General features: G+C 72.4%; 17 protein-coding genes. 7 read left to right on the plus strand and 10 right to left on the minus strand.

Features of this window, described 5'->3' with window-relative positions; all coding sequences use genetic code 11:
* Nucleotides 1-59: 59 nt before the first annotated feature.
* Nucleotides 60-221, minus strand: coding sequence for a hypothetical protein (locus H030_RS38725; protein ID WP_155891749.1), 162 nt, complete (start codon nt 219-221; stop codon nt 60-62).
* 75 nt (nt 222-296) lie between these two features.
* The gene (locus H030_RS0100510; RefSeq protein ID WP_027004660.1) at nt 297-644 is read right to left on the minus strand and encodes a hypothetical protein; all 348 of its coding nucleotides are present in this window, start codon (nt 642-644) and stop codon (nt 297-299) included.
* Between the two features lie 60 nt (nt 645-704).
* Between H030_RS0100510 and H030_RS40365 the strand changes: the two genes are divergently transcribed.
* Entirely contained in the window at nt 705-1,439 is a 735-nt protein-coding gene (locus H030_RS40365; protein WP_155891750.1) for a methylated-DNA--[protein]-cysteine S-methyltransferase, read from the plus strand.
* Between the two features lie 106 nt (nt 1,440-1,545).
* Nucleotides 1,546-2,445 carry a hypothetical protein gene (locus tag H030_RS0100520; protein WP_027004662.1) on the plus strand — a complete coding sequence of 300 codons (900 nt, stop codon included), beginning with the start codon at nt 1,546-1,548 and terminating at the stop codon, nt 2,443-2,445.
* Between the two features lies 1 nt (nt 2,446).
* Here the strand turns inward: H030_RS0100520 and H030_RS0100525 are convergent, their stop codons facing one another.
* Entirely contained in the window at nt 2,447-3,148 is a 702-nt protein-coding gene (locus tag H030_RS0100525) for a hypothetical protein (protein ID WP_035125689.1), read from the minus strand.
* 58 nt (nt 3,149-3,206) lie between these two features.
* On the opposite strand from H030_RS0100525, the gene H030_RS0100530 reads away from it, so the two are divergent.
* Nucleotides 3,207-5,492 carry an NHL repeat-containing protein gene (locus H030_RS0100530; protein ID WP_027004664.1) on the plus strand — a complete coding sequence of 762 codons (2,286 nt, stop codon included), beginning with the start codon at nt 3,207-3,209 and terminating at the stop codon, nt 5,490-5,492.
* A 14-nt stretch (nt 5,493-5,506) separates the two neighbouring features.
* Here H030_RS0100530 and H030_RS0100535 read toward each other — a convergent pair whose 3' ends face one another.
* Genes H030_RS0100535 through H030_RS0100555 form a run of 5 tightly spaced genes read right to left on the minus strand, consistent with a single transcriptional unit; the run spans nt 5,507 to nt 11,469 of the window.
* A complete protein-coding gene (locus H030_RS0100535; protein WP_027004665.1) occupies nt 5,507-5,893 on the minus strand; it encodes a hypothetical protein in 387 nt (128 codons plus the stop codon).
* 25 nt (nt 5,894-5,918) lie between these two features.
* A complete protein-coding gene (locus tag H030_RS0100540) occupies nt 5,919-7,310 on the minus strand; it encodes a transaminase (RefSeq protein WP_027004666.1) in 1,392 nt (463 codons plus the stop codon).
* 32 nt (nt 7,311-7,342) lie between these two features.
* Nucleotides 7,343-8,293: an NAD-dependent epimerase/dehydratase family protein gene (locus tag H030_RS0100545; protein WP_027004667.1), complete on the minus strand. Its 951-nt coding sequence runs from the start codon at nt 8,291-8,293 to the stop codon at nt 7,343-7,345.
* Entirely contained in the window at nt 8,290-8,760 is a 471-nt protein-coding gene (gene ybaK, locus H030_RS0100550) for a Cys-tRNA(Pro) deacylase (protein WP_027004668.1), read from the minus strand. The genes H030_RS0100545 and ybaK overlap by 4 nt, the downstream gene beginning before the upstream one ends.
* Nucleotides 8,761-8,772: 12 nt before the next feature.
* Entirely contained in the window at nt 8,773-11,469 is a 2,697-nt protein-coding gene (locus H030_RS0100555) for a choice-of-anchor D domain-containing protein (RefSeq protein ID WP_027004669.1), read from the minus strand.
* Between the two features lie 70 nt (nt 11,470-11,539).
* On the opposite strand from H030_RS0100555, the gene H030_RS0100560 reads away from it, so the two are divergent.
* Entirely contained in the window at nt 11,540-12,955 is a 1,416-nt protein-coding gene (locus tag H030_RS0100560) for an MFS transporter (protein ID WP_027004670.1), read from the plus strand.
* Here H030_RS0100560 and H030_RS0100565 read toward each other — a convergent pair.
* Nucleotides 12,885-13,997, minus strand: coding sequence for an AI-2E family transporter (locus H030_RS0100565; RefSeq protein ID WP_027004671.1), 1,113 nt, complete (start codon nt 13,995-13,997; stop codon nt 12,885-12,887). The genes H030_RS0100560 and H030_RS0100565 overlap by 71 nt on opposite strands.
* 131 nt (nt 13,998-14,128) lie before the next feature.
* Here H030_RS0100565 and H030_RS28195 point away from each other — a divergent pair, with 131 nt between their 5' ends.
* From H030_RS28195 to H030_RS0100580, 3 genes are read left to right on the plus strand one after another with little or no spacing between them, the layout of a single operon-like run.
* Complete coding sequence (locus H030_RS28195; protein ID WP_155891751.1) at nt 14,129-14,593, plus strand: DUF7144 family membrane protein; 465 nt, start codon at nt 14,129-14,131, stop codon at nt 14,591-14,593.
* Complete coding sequence (locus H030_RS28200) at nt 14,590-15,372, plus strand: adenylate cyclase (RefSeq protein ID WP_155891752.1); 783 nt, start codon at nt 14,590-14,592, stop codon at nt 15,370-15,372. The genes H030_RS28195 and H030_RS28200 overlap by 4 nt, the downstream gene beginning before the upstream one ends.
* On the plus strand, nt 15,369-15,872 hold the full coding sequence (locus H030_RS0100580; RefSeq protein ID WP_027004672.1) for a hypothetical protein: 504 nt from the start codon (nt 15,369-15,371) through the stop codon (nt 15,870-15,872). Before H030_RS28200 ends, H030_RS0100580 begins: the two co-directional genes overlap by 4 nt.
* Before the next feature lie 4 nt (nt 15,873-15,876).
* Here H030_RS0100580 and H030_RS0100585 read toward each other — a convergent pair whose 3' ends face one another.
* A complete protein-coding gene (locus H030_RS0100585) occupies nt 15,877-17,868 on the minus strand; it encodes a metallophosphoesterase (protein ID WP_027004673.1) in 1,992 nt (663 codons plus the stop codon).
* Nucleotides 17,869-17,871 lie beyond the last annotated feature (3 nt).

Consider the following 17,871-nt stretch of genomic DNA (forward strand, 5'->3'; position numbering starts at 1 on the left):
GCTGCACCGTGCGCTCCAAGAGATCCGTCAGCCGCCCGAGACGCTCGTAGATCCGCTCGTCAGCCTCCCGCAGTGCCCAGGACGACGGTCACGAGGACCCAGAGGCCGAGGCGCGCCCAGGTGTCGCTGCTGATGAGCGTGACCAGCTTGGGCGGAGGCGCGATGAAGATGACCAAGACCGCCGCGACGATCGGGCACCCGAAAGGGAGAAGACGTTTCATGCCGGGGACTGGAGCCTGGTGTCTATAGACAGCTTTCCAGGACGTCGGCCGGCTGTGGCAGGGCCCAGCGCGCGCTCAGGCGGCCGGCGGCGGCGGCGCGCTGTCGCCGTTGCTGCCGCCGGCGCCGTCCGGGTCGGACTCCTGCTCGGGGTCGACCTCGGCGGGGGCCTCGGAGAGGGTGCGGCGTGCGGGGATCTGGGCGGCCGCGGTGTCGAGGCGGGTTCGGACCGCCTTGGCGGCGGGGCCGACGATCGCGCGTTCGGCCGCCGACATCTCGGGCCAGCGGTCGCGCAGCGCCGAGAGGTGGTCGGCGGCGCGGTCGAGCGCGTCGCGGGCGGCGTCGTGCGCGCCGTCGCCGAGGGCGTCTTCGGCGGTGGAGATCTCGTGGCCGGCGTCGGCGGCGAGCTTGAGGAGGTCGTCCATGGCGTGGGCGATGCTACGCGGCGACCTCACGCGAAGGGCGCGTGGTTCGTTACGACTTCCATGCAGCAGTACACGCTGATCGGCCCGGACAACGTCCCGTACCGCACGCCCGTGCCCGGCGCGCTCGGCGGCCATCGCGCCGACCGGATCTACGGGCGGCTCGACTGCCGCGGCGCCGCCCGCGCGATCGCCCGCGGCGGCTACGTCACCCAGCGGGTCTTCTTCGCCGACGAGGCGACCGCGGTGGCCGCCGGCTACCGCCCGTGCCACACCTGCCTCCCCGAGGCCTACAACAACTGGAAGGAGCGCACCGCCATGCCGCTCGACCACACCATCGTGTCCACCCCGATCGGCGACGTCCTCCTGCTCGGCGACGCCGACGCGCTCTCCGAGATCCGCTTCGACGCCACGCAGATCCCGCCCGGATCGCGCCGCGTCGACGACGGCGTCCTCGGCGCGGCCGCGCGCCAGCTGCAGGAGTACGCGCGCGGCGAGCGCGAGACCTTCGACGTCCCGCTCCAGCCCCGCTTCGGCGGCGCCTTCGAGCGCCGCGTCTGGGCGTACGTCGCGCAGATCCCCTACGGCACGACGACGACCTACGGCGAGATCGCGCAGGCGCTCGACGCGCCCGGCTCGGCCCGCGCAGTCGGCGCCGCCAACGGCCGCAACCCGATCCCGATCCTCGTCCCCTGCCACCGCGTCATCGGCGCCAGGGGCGCGCTGACCGGCTACGCCGGCGGCCTCGACAACAAGCGCCTCCTGCTCGAGCACGAAGGCGCGCTGCTCGCGGTCTGACGCGCGGGCGGCTTATCCGGGGGCAAGGAAGCCCTCTAGACTCAACGGCGTCCACCGGATGTCGCACGAGCCGTCTCTGCCCACCCCGCCCAGAGAGCGGTGGCCCATGGCCATCGCGCTCGCCGCCCTGCTCGGCGGCGCGCTCCTGCTCGGGATCGCGCTGAGCGGTGGGTTCACGCCGGGTGCGAGGACGGCCGCCGCCGCCGCGCCGCCGCAGGCGCCGCAGGTCGTGGTCGTCACGCCCGCGCCGAGCCCCGCCGCCACCGCGCAGGTGACCAAGGACACCGAGAAGCCGAAGTCCAACGACGGCGCGCTCTCGCCCAGGCAGCAGCAGGTCCAGCAACGGCGCTTCACGACCAACGACCAGACCCACGTCCCGGCCGACTGGGTCTCCGGCTTCTACCCGATCTACGCCCAGGCCCAGAGGACCTACGGCGTCAACTGGCTGCTGATCGCCTCGGTCCACAAGCAGGAGACCGCGTTCTCCACGCACCCGACGACCTACCACGGCCTCAACTTCGCCAACTGCTGCGCCGGGCCGATGCAGTTCAACGTCACCAACGGCGTCAGGGGCGGGATCGGCTCGACCTGGGCGCGCTACAGGAACGCGAGCGCGGCGGCGAAGCGGCCGGCGAGCTACCCGCACAGGACGAGCAGGCACCCCAGCGTCTACGACGACTACGACGCGATCATGGCCGGCGCCGCGCTGCTCCGGGACAACGGCGCGGGCGCGAACCTCGACGCCTCCGCCTGGCGCGCCGCCTACGACTACTACGGCCACGACGCGACCGGCGTCGACTACGCCGACGAGGTCGTCGCCCGCGCGATCGGCTGGGGCCAGAAGGACTTCTGCATCAACTGCGGGACCGACGCGTCGATGATGTCGGCGGTCGACGCCGCCTGGGGCGCGCCGGTCCGGACCGAGCTCGACGCCGCCGCGGCCGCCGCCGAGAAGGCGGCCCGCAGGCACCACGACGCGCAGGCCGTCGCGGCGTCCACCAAGTAGCTCAAGCGCGCCGGTGCAACGGCGCGCGCCCGCGCCTGCCCGCATCCTCCAAGACCTCCATCGCGCGCAGGCAGTAGGCGATCCGCTGCGCCAGGATCATCCGGACGCCCAACGCCGCCGCCAGCTCGCGCGTCGTGAAGCCCTCGGCCTCAGCGCCCGCGCCCAGCGCCTCCGGCAGCAGCGCGCCGCACGCCTGCGGCGAGTCGAGCGTCACGGAGTCCAGCACCTCGACCAGCCGCCGCTCGCCCGGGTCGCGCCGCCGCCGCCCGGACCTCGACCGCCCCGCCTCGGGCGCGCGCACGTGGTCCTCCTTGCACAGCAGCACCTCGACGACGAGGTTCGGGTGCGCGATCAGCGACGGGAACGACACGAGCCGGTCGAAGACGTCCAGCGCGCTGCCCTTCAGCGGCGACCTGCGCGCCGAGAGCACCTCGCCGTGGTCGTCGATCCGGATGATCCGCCGCTCCGCGGGCACCGGGAACACGATCCGCATCCGGTTGCCGTCCAGCAGCGCGTCGAGCTTGCGGCCCAGCGGCGAGAAGCCGCCGGTCTGGATCTCGACCAGCTCGCCGTCGGCGCGCACGAGGTCGATGACGAACCCCTCGACCCGCACCTCGGCCCGGTCGCCCGGCACCGCGAGCAAGTCCTTGACCGCCGCGTGCAGCGGACCTTCGCGCAGCTCCCCGATCCCGGCCGCAGACACCTCCGGCAGCCTACCTTGCAAGACCGCGACTTCCGGGCCGTAGCGTGTTGGAACATCGATGCTCCGTAGACGACGCCTCCTGCCCTCGCTCCTGATCGCGGCCGGCGCCCTCCTCGCCGCGGCCGTGGCGACGCCGACCGCTGCGCTCGCCGACTGCCCCGGCAGCTCGTCGGTCACGTGCGCGTACGCGTCGGTCAGCCAGACCGGCTTCCGCGGCGGCGGCGTGCTGCGCTTCCCGCAGGCGGTCGCCGTCGGCCCCGACGGCAACGTCTACGTGACCGATCAGGGCTCGCATCTGGTCCAGAAGTTCACGCCCGCCGGCCAGTGGCTGATGGACATCGGCAGCGCGGGCACGCGCCCCGGCGAGCTGAGCGCGATCGGCGCGATCGCGGTCACCGGCGACAACCAGGTCGTCGTCGCCGACGGCGGCAGCAACCGCGTCGTGCGCTTCAGCGGCGACTCGGGCGGGCTGATCGGGTCCTGGGGCGGGCCGGGCAACGACCTCGGGAAGTTCCACTTCGGCGCGGGCGGCGGCAACGACGCCGCGGCGGGCGGCGGGCTGGCGGCGTCCGGATCGACGCTGTACATCGTCGACACCGGCAACGACCGCGTCGTCCGCTTCCAGGCCGACGGCGGCGGCGGCAGCGAGATCGTCCCGCCCGGGACGCTGCAGAACCCGCGCGGCGTCGCGGTCCGCGGCACCCGGATGCTCGTCGCCGACGACCAACATCATCGTGTCGCCGCCTTCGACACCGGCGGGCACCTGCTGGCGTCGATCGGCGCGGGCCAGGGCGCGGGGCCGGGCCAGCTGAACTTCCCCTACGGCGTCGCGATCGACGCGCAGGGCCGCGTGTTCGTCGCCGACGACATGAACCAGCGGATCGTCCGCTACTCGACGCCCGCGACCAAGTACCAGTACAAGGCGCGCTGGGGCTCGTACGGCACCGGACCCGGGCAGCTCGCCTACCCGCGCGGCGCGGCGACCAACACCAGCGGCGAGCTGTTCGTCGCCAACACCGGCAACGACCGGATCGACGTGTTCGACGCCTCGGGCACGCTCAAGCGCTCGTTCGGCACGTCGGGCCGCGCGTCGGGTCAGTTCGACGCGCCGCTGGGCGCCGCCGCCGACAGCTCGGGCATCCGGGCGGTCACCGACTCGGTCAACGGGCGCGTGCAGCTGCTCAACCCGGACAACTCGATCGCGACGACGTGGGGCTCGCCCAACCCCGGGCCGACGATCCTGCCCGACCCGGTCGCGGTCGCCTTCGACAACGCAGGCAATGGCTATGTGTTGGACCAGCGCCGCTCGCGGATCGTGGTCTTCGACCGCGCGAGCGCGCAGACGCCGCGCTCGATCGGCTCGGAGGGCAGCGGCCCCGGGCAGCTGCAGTCGCCGACCGCGCTGTCGATCGACATCGGCGGCAACATCGCCGTGGCCGACTACGGCAACGCCCGGATCGCGCGCTTCAGCACCAGCGGCCAGTACCTGGGGTCCTTCCCGACCGAGGCCGGCCCGCGCGGCGTCGCGGTCGCGCCCGACGGCTCGAGGATCTGGGTCGCCGAGGCCGACAACCACATCCGCGTCTACGACCCGACCGGCATGGAGCTGGCCGACTACGGCGGGACCGGTTCGAAGGTCGGGAAGTTCAACGCCCCGGCGCAGATCGCGCTCGACGCGGGCGGCAACCTGTGGGTCGCCGACCGCGGCAACAACCGGATCCAGGAGCTCGGGCCCAACGGCGAGCGGCTCGGCGCGTTCGGCACGCGCGGGACCGGCGACGGGTCGTTCATCCACCCGACCGGCGTGAGCGTCGACTGCAACAACAAGCTGACGGTCACCGACACGGAGAACAACCGCGTGTCGACGTTCCAGCTCGCGGCCGGCGCCGCGACCGGCTGCGGTCAGCTCGCCGCGCCCGGGGCCGCGCCGGTCCTGAAGTCGCCGACGCTGCCGGAGCCGCTCGGCCCGCAGCTGACGGTCAAGATCCTGCGCAAGGCCGGCGTGCTGAGCGCGCGCAACCTGCCGGTCCGGATCGGCTGCGACACGACGTGCGACCTGACCGCGACCGCCACGATCGTCCAGCGCGGGACGGCCAGGATCATCAAGAAGGGCAGGAAGAAGAAGGTCGTCAAGCCGGTCTCGATCGACCTGCCGCCGATCAAGGTCAGCATCCCGGCGGGGACGTCGAGGATCGTCCGGCTGCAGATCAGCAAGGCCCAGGCCGCGAAGCTGAGGAAGGCGCTCGGCAGGCAGAAGGGCCTCGACGTGACCCTGCAGCTCGAGGCGACGGCCGCCGCCGGCCAGCCGACCAGCGAGGCCGAGCGGATCCAGGCGACGGCCTAGTTGTAGGGGTTGGACTAGGCCCTGGTGAACGTCTTGGACAGCACCAGGGCGCGGCCCATGCAGGCCGTGGTGCGGTCGCCGGTGTTCTTGAAGTGGAGCTTGCTGCCGGAGCGCGAGAACGTGTAGCGCCCGGTGGGTCTGCACGCGGCCACGCCGCTGGTGTCCCTCATGGTGAGCCTGTTGCCCGAGGTGGTGTACTTGCCCCGGACCACGGTCCTGCCGTTGTCGATGACCTTGTAGTTGCCGTGGCTGAACTTGATCGACCACGTGCCGGCCAGCGAGCTGGACCCGTGGATCGTGGTCGTGAACGTGCCGTTGAGGGAGGCCGCGGAGGCGGTCCCGGCGGTGGCTGCCAGGAGCAGCGCGAGGAGGGCGGTGACGGTCGCGAAGCGCTTCTTCATGGCGCGCGATCGTATGCGCCGCGCGCTACGCGGCCTGGGTGAAGATCTCCCCCACGACGGCGTCGAGCGCGCCAACGACGCGGTCGACGTCGGCGACCGTCGTCGCCGGGCCGACCAGCGCCATGTTGTGGAACGGCGTCAGCATCACGCCGCGGTTCAGGAGCGCGGCGTGGATGCGGTCGTCCAGCAGCGGGTCGATCGCGTCGTGCGCGTCGGCGCCGGTGGCATGGGCGTGGGGCGTGAAGCCGAACTCGGCGCGGGAGCCGAGGCCGACGATGTGCCACGGCGCGCCGTGCTTGGCGAAGACGTCCTGCACGCCCGCGACGTAGTGCTCGCACGTGAGCAGCATCGCGCCGTAGGCCTCGTCGGTGAGGACGTCGGTGAGCGTCGCGCGCGCGGCGGCGAGCGACAGCGCGTTGCCGGCCAGCGTGCCGCCGACGCCGCCCCAGTCGAGGTAGTCGCCCTCGCGGTCGGCGACGACGCGCGCGGCGAAGTCCTCGCTCAGGCCGTAGGCGCCGATCGGGACGCCCGCGCCGAGCGCCTTGCCGAGCGTGACCGCGTCGGGGTTCAGGTTCCACGCGCGCACGCAGCCGCCGGTGCCCATCGACATCGTGTGGGTCTCGTCGTAGATCAGCAACGTGCCGGTCTCGGCGCACGCCTCCTCCAACCCCTTCAGGAACCCGTCCTCCGGGAGGACCATGCCGACGTTGGTCATCGCGGGCTCGGCGATGACGACCGCGACGTCGCGCGGGGCGAGCGCGGCGCGGACCGCGTCGAGGTCGTTGAAGGGCACCACCTTGGTCGTCAGCGCGGGGTCGACCGGCGCGCCGACGTTGCCCTCACGAGCAACCACATGGCCTTGCTCGTCCAGCGTGGCGACCGTCTCGTCCACGGTGCCGTGGTAGGCGTGCAGGAAGATCATGATCCTGCTCCGCCTCTGCACCTGGCGCGCCATCCGCAGGGCGAAGCGGTTGGCGTCGGTGGCGCTGAGCGCGAACTGCCACGCCGGGACGCCGAAGCGCCGGCCGAGCTCCTCGCCGACGGCGATCGCGTCCTCCGTGGGCATCATGGTGGTGATCCCGCCGCGGCCGGAGATCCGCTCGGTGATGGCGTCGACCGTCGCCTGCGGCGAGTGGCCCGGCAGCGAGCCGGTATCGCCGAGCGCGACGTCCACGTACTCGTTGCCGTCCACGTCGGTGACCCGCGCGCCCCGCGCCTCGGCGAGGAACACCGGCGCGCCACCGGCCCACTTCTGCATCCACGGCATCGGGACGCCGTGCAGCAGCGCGCCCTTCGCCCGCTCGGCCAGCGCCAGCGACTTGGGGTGCGACGCGGCGAACGCCTCCCGCTCCCGGTCGAGCATGGCCTGGAGGCGCGTGCGGTCGAGGTCGGAGGTCGGAGCAGACGGAGCGGCCATGGCCTCGGAGCCTAGCCGCGGCGGCGCGCGCCTCAGACGAGCCGCTCGGCGCGAAGCCAGGCGGCGGTACGGGTCATGCCTTCGGTGAGGTCGATGGTGGGGGCGTAGCCGAAGGTCTCGCGGGCGCGCGCGATGGAGTACGTGCCGGTGCGGGCGAGGTAGCGGGCCGAGGAGGCGTTGACCTCGGTGCGGCCGCGGGCGGCGAGGGAGGCGACGGCGGCGAGGCGGACGGCCAGCGGTGTCGGGACCGAGCGGAGCGGCTTGTCCAACAACTTGGCGTAGTGATGGAAGAACTCGTGGGTCGTCACGCCCGCCCCGTCGCTGAGCGAGAAGACGCCGCCGGACGCCGCCGGGGACTGCGCCGCCGCGACGATGCCGTCGACCAGGTTGTCGATGTACACGGGCGAGAAGATGCCGCGGCCGCGCGCGGGCAGGATGAAGCGGTTGCGCCTCAGCTCCTCCAGCGGCAGCAGCGTCCACGGGCGCGAGCCGGGACCGTAGACGTCGCCGGGGCGGATCACCGTGCAGTCGATCTCGCCCGCCGCGTGCGCGCGGAGGACCAGCGCCTCGCTCGCGATCTTCGTGTCGACGTACGGGACGCCGTTGGGCTCGCACGGATACGACTCGTCGACGCCGTCCGGGAACGCGAAGCCGAAGACGGTCACGGAGCTCAGGTGCACGAAGCGCGCGGCGCCCGCCCGGCGCGCCGCCTCCAGCGCCCGCGCGGTGCCGAGCGCGTTGACCCGCCAGACCGCGCGCGGGTCGTCGCCGCGCATCGAGACGACCGCGGCGGTGTGGATCACGACGTCGGCGCCGGCCGCCGCGTCCTGCCAGGCACCCGGCTCGGCGATGTCGCCCGCGACGACCCCGCGCGCAGCATCGGCGACCAGGTCGACACCACCAACATCCCAGCCGTCCGCGGCCAACCGCGTGAGCAGCGCCCGCCCGATGAACCCCGACGCGCCCGTGACGAAGGCCTTCATGATGCTCTCCCCAGGGCGCGGACCTCCGCGCCGGTCAAGGCCACCAGGTCGCCCGGCGCCAGCTCGATCTCCAGCCCGCGCCGCCCGGCCGAGACGTACACGGTGTCCCACAGCTCGGCGGTCTCGTCCACGTAGGTCGCCAGCGCGCGCCGCTGGCCCAGCGGCGAGATCCCGCCCGCGACGTAGCCGGTCACCCTCTCGGCCCGCGCCGGGTCGGCCATCGCCGCGCGCTTGCCCACGGCCTTGAGGTCGAGCGACCCGGACGCGGGAACGACGGCGACCGCGAGGTCACCGTCGTCAACCGCTACAACAAGCGTCTTGAAGACCCGGTCCGGGTCGAGCCCGAGCACCGCCGCCGCCTCGCCCGCATAGGACTCGGCGCGCGGATCGTGCTCGTACTCGTGCAAGGTGTAGGCGATGCCCGCGGCGTCGGCCGCGCGCGTCGCCGGTGTCTGTCGCCCGGCCATGCCGGGCCGATCCTACGACCCCGCGGCCGCTTCGCGGGGCAGGACCTGGATCCACCAGTCCAGCGGCGCCGACCGCATGCCCGCCGAGGTGGCGCCGAACCGCACCCGGTAGAAGCCCGGCTTCAGCTTCGCCAGCCGCACCTTGTTGAGGATCTTGGCCATCGAGGTCGTCCGCGACGGGCTGCCGCCGGCCACCACGCCGCTCGCCAGCGTCTTCGAGGACGCCTTCAGCGTCGGCCACCGCCTGCTGTCGGCGCACCCGCGCGGCTCCCGCGGCTGCTTGGCGGCGGCGCTCAGCGTCCACGTCACCTTCGTGGCCGGCGACACGCCGAGCTTCACGCTGTTGGTCGCGGCGCGCTGGCCGAGCGTGACGCACGTCGGCAGCGCCTTCGGCACCGTCACGCGCGGCAGGACCACCGCGGCGAGCGCGTAGCCGTCGGCCTTCCCGGTCGCCTTGTGGCCGACCGCGATCGTCGCCCCGTAGATGCCCGGCGTCTTCGGCCACTGGAGCTTGACCTTGCAGCGCCCGTTCGCGCAGGTCTTGCCGATGATCTTGGGCCGGGCCACCTTCTTCACCGCGGCCGCCGTCGCCCGCTGGTCCGCCTTGGCACGGAGAGACTCGATCAGCGACGCCTTCGCTATGGCCGACAGCGGCACGCCCGCGACCACGAGCTCGTCGTCCGGACCCATCGTGAGGACGGCGATCATGAAGGCGTTGGCGTCTGCGTCGTGGTCGGTGGCCACGGTCTGGCCGTTGCGCACGACGGCCACCGTCACCACGCCCTTGGCCAGGGCGACCGAGGAGCTGTCCGAGAACTGCGCCTGGAAGCCGCTCCCGCCCCCGCTCGGCGAGAGCTGGCCGAAGAGCGCACCGGCGTCCTTGGCGGCGGCGGTCGTCGGCGGCGCGGCCGGGGCCTGTGGCTGCTCCTGGGGCAGCGTGAACGTGATCGCGGTCGCGGTGATGCTCGTCGTGACGCTGCCGCCGGCACCCTCGCCGTCGACCTTCAGCGTGCCGGCGTGCGTGCCCACGCCGCTCATCGTGAACGCGGTGTCGACCGTGCAGGCGGCGCCCGCGGCGAGCGTGACGTCCCTGCAGGTGTCGGCCGTGACCGCGAACCCGGCGTCGCCGGACGCGGTCGCGCCGGTCAGGTGCGCGCCGATCGCGCTCCCGTTCTTGAAGGTGTAGGTCTTGCGCACGACGTCGCCGACGGTCGCCGTCGACGTGCTGTCGCCCGGGTCGGTGCTCAGCGCCACGGTCGAGCCGGCGCTGCTGATCGTGAGCGACGCGCCGGCGTCGCCGCCGACCGTGACGGTCGCGTGGATCGGGCCCGCCAGGATCACGCTGGTCTTGACGCCGACGTCACACGTCGCGCCGACCGCGAGCGTGACGTCCTTGCAGTCGTCGCCCGTGAGGACGACGTTAGCGGCGCCCTGGCCGGCGACCGTCGCGCCGGTCAGGTGCAGCGGGACGTTGCCGCTGTTGGTGAACACGACGCGGTCGCCGCCGTTGAACGGCGTGTCGCCGAGCGCGTAGCTGAGCGCGGGGTTCGGCGCGGGCACCGCGACGACCGTCCCGCTCAGCGGGGCGCTGACCGCGCTGACCGCGTCGGACGCGACGTCGAGCTGCGCCGCCGAGCTGCGTGACGCCGACGCGGCGGCCGGCGCGAAGCGCACGGTGATCGCGCAGGTGTCGGCGAGGTTCAGCGTGTGGCCGTCGCAGCCGTCGCTGACGATGCTGTAGTCGGCCCTGTCGGCGCCGGAGATCGAGGACGCCGCCACCGTCAGCGGGTCGCTCGCCGTGCCGGTCAACGTGTAGGTCTTGGTCGCCGTCGTGCCCGCGGTGACCCCGGAGAACGAACCGCCGCCCGCCGTGACCGTGCCGCCGGGGCGGGCCTGGTGCAGGACCGTGCCGCTGAGCGCGACGCTGATCGCCGTGTCGGCGTTGGACGTGAAGGCGAGCGTCGCCGACGAGGCGCGCTGCGGACCGTTGGACGACGGCGCCGCGAAGGTGACGCCGACGGCGCAGGTGTCGCTCTGGTTCAGCGTGGCGCCGGTGCAGGTGTCCGAGTCGATCGTGTAGTCGCCGGTGTCCGTGCCGGCGATCGCGACACCGGTGACCTCCAGCGGGTCGCTCGACGTGCCGGTCAGGGTGAAGGTCTGCGAGACGCCGGCGCCGACCGTCGCGCTGCCGAAGTCCTTGGACGCCGGCGAGACGGTGCCGGAGTAGGACGGCGTGGGCGGCGGCCCGCCGGCGCCGGTGTGCTGCTGGGCGTCGATGTTCAGCGTGCCGTCGGGCATCCCGCCCTCGCTGACGTCGAGGCCGGCCGTGGCCCGCGAGTGGGTCGCGGCCGTGCCGTCGTCGAGCGGCGCGAACACGAGGTCGAACGTGCACGACCCGCCCATCGACAGCGTCGTCCCGCTGCAGGTGTCGTTGCTGAGCGTGTAGTAGGGGTCGGAGCTCGAGAGGCCCACGGCGCCGTTGCCGCTCATCAGGCCGGCGTTGAGCGTCACGGTGATCGTGCTGGTGTCGCCGGTCGCCGTGTCGGGGAACGTCACCGAGCAGCCGGACCCGAACGTGAAGTCGTCGATGTTGCAGGTGGCGGTCGCCGGCGACGCCTGGGCGGAGGCGACCGGGAGGGCGAGCGTGAAGAGGGCCGCGGCGAGCAGCGCAGTGAGCATGCCGCGGCGCGGCTTCAGGATGCTGGACACGCCACCTTCGTCGGTACGTAGGCATCCCGCTTGAGACCGAACGCCGTTCCGTCATGCAGAATGCGCGCCGATGCCCACCACGCAAGGCTCCAAGTACCTGGTCTTGACCGCGATGATCTTCGCGGTCGCGATGATGTTCATCGACCAGACGATCGTCGCGATCGCGGTCCCGGCGATCGACAGGGACCTGGACCTCACCGGGACCGGCGCGCAGTGGATCATCAACGGCTACCTGCTCGCGCTCGCGGCGCTGTTCGCGCTCGGCGGCAAGCTCAGCGACGTCGTCGGCCACCGCACGATGGTGTTGATCGGGATCGCCGGCTTCGCGATCGCTTCCGCGTTGTGCGGCGCGGCGCCGAGCAGCGGCGCGGGCGAGGCGTGGCTGATCGCGTTCCGGATCGTCCAGGGCGCGTTCGGCGCGATCCTGTTCCCGAGCGCGCTGGCGATCGCCGCCGCGACGTTCGACGTGGCCGAGCGCGGCAAGGCGCTGGCGCTGTTCTTCGGGATCACCGGCGCGCTGACGTCGGTCGGCCCGCTGGCCGGCGGCTTCCTGATCGACTGGACGTGGCGCGCGATCTTCTGGATCAACATCCCGGTCGCGCTGATCGCGCTCGCGCTGACGCTGCGCGCGAGGCCCGCCGAGGACAAGCGCGTGGTGCCGGTCGACACGCGCGGCGCGATCCTCGTCAGCGCCGGGATGGGCCTCGCCGTCCTTGGCCTACAACAAGCTTCGGTGTGGGGCTGGGGCAGCGTCGCGACGATCGCCTGCCTGGTCGTGGGCGCGGCCGTCCTGGCGGGGTTCATCCTGTATGAGCTCCGCACGCCGGACCCGCTGATCGAGATGCGGATCTTCGCCGACCGCGGGTTCGCCGCCGACAACGTGGTGCTGTTCCTGCTCTGTGTCTGCTTCGTCCCGCTGTTCTTCTTCGCCTCGGTCTACGCGCAGGCGGTCCTGCACGACGACGCCGGCGAGACCGGCCTGTACCTGTTGGTGTTCTTCCTCGGCTTCGCGGGCGCGTCGCAGATCGGCGGCCGGATCCTCGACCGCCACGGCGCGCGGCCGGCGGTGATCGCGGGCTGCGCGATATCGGCCGTGGCCTTCCGGTGGTGGGCGAGCAGGTTGGGGTCCTCGCTGAGCGACGAGTGGCCTGCGATCGTCGTGACCGGCGCGGGCCTCGGGCTCGTGCTCTCGCCGGTCTCGACCGACGCGCTCAACCGCGCGCCGCGCGGCTCCTACGGCGAGGTCACCGGCGTGACGCAGACCGTCCGCTACTTCGCGTCGTCGCTGGGGCTCGCCGTGCTCGGGACGGTCTTCCTGAACCGGACGCCCGCCCACGGCGTGACCGAGGCGACCGCGACCGTCTACCGCGCGATGGGTGGCGTGATGGCCGTGGCGCTGGTCGTCGCGCTCGTGCTCATGAAGGGCGGGCGGGTGACGGACGCACCTCCGCCAGCGCCGGCGGAGCGGGCTCCGGCGTCGCCGTAGGGGCGGGTGGCGCGCGCTCGGACTGCTCGCGCAGCGCGGCCATCTGCTCGCGGCGCGGCCGGCCCGCCTCGCGCAGCAGGATCTTGATGACCGCCGCGAACGGCACCGCCAGGATCGCGCCGACCACGCCGAGGATCGACGACGCGATCAGCACCGCGACGATCGTCGTGAACGCCGAGAGCTCGACCGCCCTCCTGTAGACGATCGGGTAGACCACGTAGTTCTCGAGCTGCTGGTAGATCAGCTGGATCACGAGCATCGCGACGCCCGCGGTGGTGGAAACGGTGAGGCCGATCGCGACCAGGACGACCGCGGCGATCGTGGCGCCGACCTGCGGGATCAGGTCCAGGAAGCCGGTCATCACGGCCAGGACGATCGGGAACGGCAGGCCGAAGGCCCACGCCGACAGGCCCGCGACCGTCGCCGCGACGACCGAGATCGCGAGGTTGCCGAGCAGCGACGACGAGATCGCCCCGACCGACTCCTCCACGACCGGCCGCCAGCGCTGCTCGACCGGCGGGGTCGCGAAGCCGAACAGCCAGTCGGTGATCGTCGGGCGCTCCATCAGCAGGAACAGCGCCAGGAACGTCAGCGTCACGAGCGACAGCACGCCGCCGAAGACGCCGCCCGCGATCCCGAGGATCGTCGTGGCCGCGTCGGGCAGGCCCGCGGCGAGGTTCTTGAGCCCCTCCTTGATCTGGTCGTCGGCGCCCGCGGTCCCGATCCACTGCTGGAAGCCGTCGGTGTGCGTCAGCTTGTCCCAGTACGCGGGCAGCGTGTTGACGAACTCGACGATCTGATCCCACAGCGGCCCGGCGGTCAGCAGGACGAGGACGACCGCGGCGATGAAGATGCCGACGAACACCGTGAGCGCCGCGACCCCGCGCCTCCAGCCGCGCGCGACGAGCCTGGTGACCGGCGGGTCGAGGCCGAGCGCGACGATCCCCGCGACGAAGATCGACAGCAGCGTTCCGAGCGACACCAGCACGAGCGCGACCAGCGCGCAGAGCGCCAGCACGCCGAGGACCGTCCGGGCCGACACGCTGATCTCGACACGCTGTCTGGGCGGTCCGTGCTCCACATCGCGGAGCGTGCCCCCGCGCGGGGTGAGCGCAGTTCACCCAGTGCGGGTGATGCTCGGGTGCCCGTGTGCGCGGGAACCTCAGCGCCATCATGGCCTCCACCCCACACCCGGGCTCGCCCACCCCGCTGACCGCGACGCCGTCCGCGGCCGAGCGCAGGGCCAGCGCCGCGCGCACCTCGGACGTGCCGAACGGCTGGATCCTGTTCGCCGCCGTGACGCTGTTCATGAGCGGCGGGCTGACGATCCTGTTCGGGCTCGCCGCGTTGTTGAACGACAAGGTCGTCCAGGTCGGCGGAACCGGCGGTCCCGTCGTCTGGGACATCACCGCGTGGGGCTGGGTGCTGCTGATCGGCGGCATCGTCATGTCGCTCACCGGGATCGCGCTGGCGCTGCAGATGACCGTCGCGCGCTGGCTCGCCGTCGGCTTCGTGCTGCTGCACGCGATCCTGATGTTCGCGGTCGCCAGCGAGTTCCCGGTCTTCGCGGTGCTGGTGATCGCGCTCGACGTCGTCGTGCTGTTCCAGCTGACCGCGCAGTGGGGGCGGACGCGATGACGCCGCCCGCCGCCGCCGCCGCGCCGCCGGTGCGGCTGGTCAGGGACGACAAGCTGGTCGAGCTGCTGTCGCTGCTGCGCGACGCGGACTCGGTCGAGCTGAAGCTGACGGTCGACGTGCAGGCCCAGCGCAGGGCGGCCGAGGTCCTCGGCCTCGACCCGCTCGACGCGCAGATCCGGATGGTGCACTTCTTCGACACGCCCGACCTCGCGCTCGAGCAGGCCGGCGTCGTCGTCCGCGCCCGGCGCACGCAGGGCAAGCCGGACGACACGGTCGTCAAGCTGCGCCCGGTCGTCCCGGCCGAGCTGCCGGGCCGGCTGCGCAAGCTCCCGGAGTTCGTGGTCGAGGTCGACGCGATGGAGACCGGCTTCGTCTGCAGCGGCTCGATGAAGGGCCTGGCGCGCAGGCCGTGCGGGCCGCACCTGGCCGAGGGTGCGCCGCTGCGCAAGCTGTACACCAAGGAGCAGCGGGCGTTCTACGAGGACCACGCGCCGGAAGGCATCGGCCTTGACGACCTGCGCCTGCTCGGCCCGATCTTCGTGCTCAAGCTGAAGGGGATGACCGCCGGCTTCTCGCGCAAGCTGGTCGGCGAGATGTGGCTCTACCCGGACGGCTCGCGGATCGTCGAGCTGTCGACGAAGTGCGCGCCGAGCGAGGCCTTCCAGGTCGCGGCCGAGCTGCGCGGCTGGCTGGCCGAGCGCGGCGTCGCGCCCGCGAGGGGCGCGACCACCAAGACGCGCAAGGCGCTGTCGTTCTTCTCGAGGGCGTTGGAAGCGTGACCGATCAGGACTTCGCTGTCGTCGGCAGGGGCTCGTGGTGGGACGGCGCCGCCTACTGGGCGACGATCGCCGGCGTGTACCTGATGGTCGGCGGGTTGATGTTCTACTCGGGCAAGGAGAAGCTGTTCGACGAGAACGGCCACGCGCCCGCGGGGATCAAGAAGCAGTTCTCGACGTCGTTCCTGCACGTGTTCCCCGGGACCGACGCCGCGTGGGTGATCCTCGGGATCCTCGAGTTCCTGGTGTTCGTGGTCCTGGTCGTCAGCCTGCTGCGCGCGGAGTTCCTGCCGCACCGGCGCAAGTCGGCGATGATGGTGGCCTTGGCGATCGCGATGATCACGTTCGCCTGCCTGGCCTTCGGCCAGACCGCGACCGGCCAGTTCGAGGGCACCGCATCGTTGTACCAGTACTTCGGCGCGACGGCCGTGATCCTGATCCTCGTCACGATGCTGCCCCCGAACCGGTCGGACGCGTGGCTGACCGGAGGCCCGGGGCGTTAGACGGCTAGCGCTTGACCTTCAGGCGGACGTACGTCGTGATGACGTCGCCGCCGAGGCGGAGCTTGACCTTGATCTTGTGGGTGCCGCGGGTCGCGGTCCTGCCGACCTTCAGCGACAACTTGACCGTGCGCGAGGCGCCGGGCCTCGGCGCCGCGACGTCCTTGGCGTGCGTCGTGCCGCCGGCCAGGCGCAGCGCCTTCGGCGCGACGGCGGTCAGCGTCGCGGTGCCCTTCGGCGAGGCGACGGTGCCGTTGCGCAGGACGAACGCCAGCGCGGCGACGTGGCCGCGGCGCACCGAGGCGGCCGAGGCGCGGGAGACGGTCAGCGTGAAGATGCCGTTCCTGCCGTTGCTGCCGTCGGTGCCGTTGCGCCCGGCGGGGCCGGTCGCGCCGGTGTCGCCCTTGGCGCCGTTGGTGCCGTTCGTGCCCGGGTCGCCCTTGTCGCCCTTGACCGGCGTGGGGTCGACCACGTCGGCCTGCGCCGGGACCTGCGGGATCGTGAAGTCGTCGACCGGCTGGCCGGTCGGCAGCAGCCGGCCGACCTGGGCCGGGACCCTGGGGTCGGCGGACTCGTCCAGGACGTCGGTCCGGACGAACTTCGCCGAGATGCTGTCCTTGCCGAAGTTGAACAACAACACGGCAGGCATCGTCGACTGGCTCTGCGACCACGCGACCCACGGCTCGGCGTCGAGCAGGCCGTCGTAGTTCTTGCCGGTCGTGGACTGCTCCAGGTAGACCGTGCCCTTGCCGGGCGCGACGACCTTCGGCGACAGCTTCGGCTTGTCGGCGTTCCAGTCCGGGGTCGGGACCGCGTTGAGCGGGTAGCTGCGGACGTTGTGCGCGTCGTGGCCGGAGACGACGAACTCGACGCCGTACTTGTCCATCAACGGCATGATGTCGTCGCGGAACTCGGGGTCGGCGTACTCGGGGTAGACGCGGCTCGTCTTGGAGTGGAACGGCGGCTGGTGCATCACGACGACCTGGAAGCGCGTGCGCCTGACGGCCGCCGCGAGGTCCTGGTCGAGCCACTGCAGCTCGTGCTGCCAGTAGGCCGGGAAGGCCGCGGGGTGCACGCCGGGGCTCGCCTCCAGGACCGTCCAGTGGACACCCTCGTAGTCATAGGAGTACGAGCGGTCCTCCTGGCCGGTTGGGCCGTTGTCCGGGTTCGGGAAGTGCGCGTAGTACAGCGGCGACGCCGTGCCGGCCTGAGCGGTGTTCTTGTACTCGTGGTCACCCAAGGCGGACATGAACGGAACCGACCCCATCAACTTGAGCGCGTTGCTGTTGTCGGGGACCGCGTTGCCGGAGTACGTGTACGTGCCCTGCAGCAGGCGGTCGTACATGCTCTCCATCGTGCCGTCGTTCATGTTGTCGCCGGAGGAGACGACGAACGCCGGGCGCGTGGGCTGGTTGTAGACCACGCCGTCGGCCGCGGTGGCGCCGACGACACCCTGGATCGAGTAGTCGCGCGCCGCCCTGGCGCCGAAGTTGACGACGTCGTCGCCGTCGTCCACGTGGACCTCGCCGTAGGTCGCGGCGGTGTACTCGGCGTCGCCGCTGTGGGCGGTCCTGAACGTGCCGGGCACGTAGCCGGCCGGCGTCTGGGTGTCGGCGACGAACCAGTCGTAGGACGTGTTCGGCGTCAGCCCGGTGAACGTGCCGGTGAAGAACGTGTAGAACGGACCGGCGTTGTTGTCGATGCCCTCGGCGTCGTGACGGCCGAGCGGCAGCACGATGCAGTCGGCGGGCGCAGGCGTCGCGGTGACGCAGGCCGCGGCACCGCCGCTGCCGCCCGCCGGGCGTGCGTAGGCGGTCGCGTTGGTGGTGACGTCGGCGGCGTTCTCGTTGAACGTCACGGTCATCGTGGTGGCGGCGTCGCCGGTCAGCGCGAGATGCGCGTCGACGATCGCCGCGTTGGCGGCAGCGGGGCTCAGTGCGGCGGCGACGGTGGTCGCGGCCAGCAGCAGGCGCCCCCGCCGGGGGAACTGCGGAACCATGTT

Source organism: Conexibacter woesei Iso977N (assembly GCF_000424625.1).
Lineage (GTDB): Bacteria > Actinomycetota > Thermoleophilia > Solirubrobacterales > Solirubrobacteraceae > Baekduia > Baekduia woesei_A.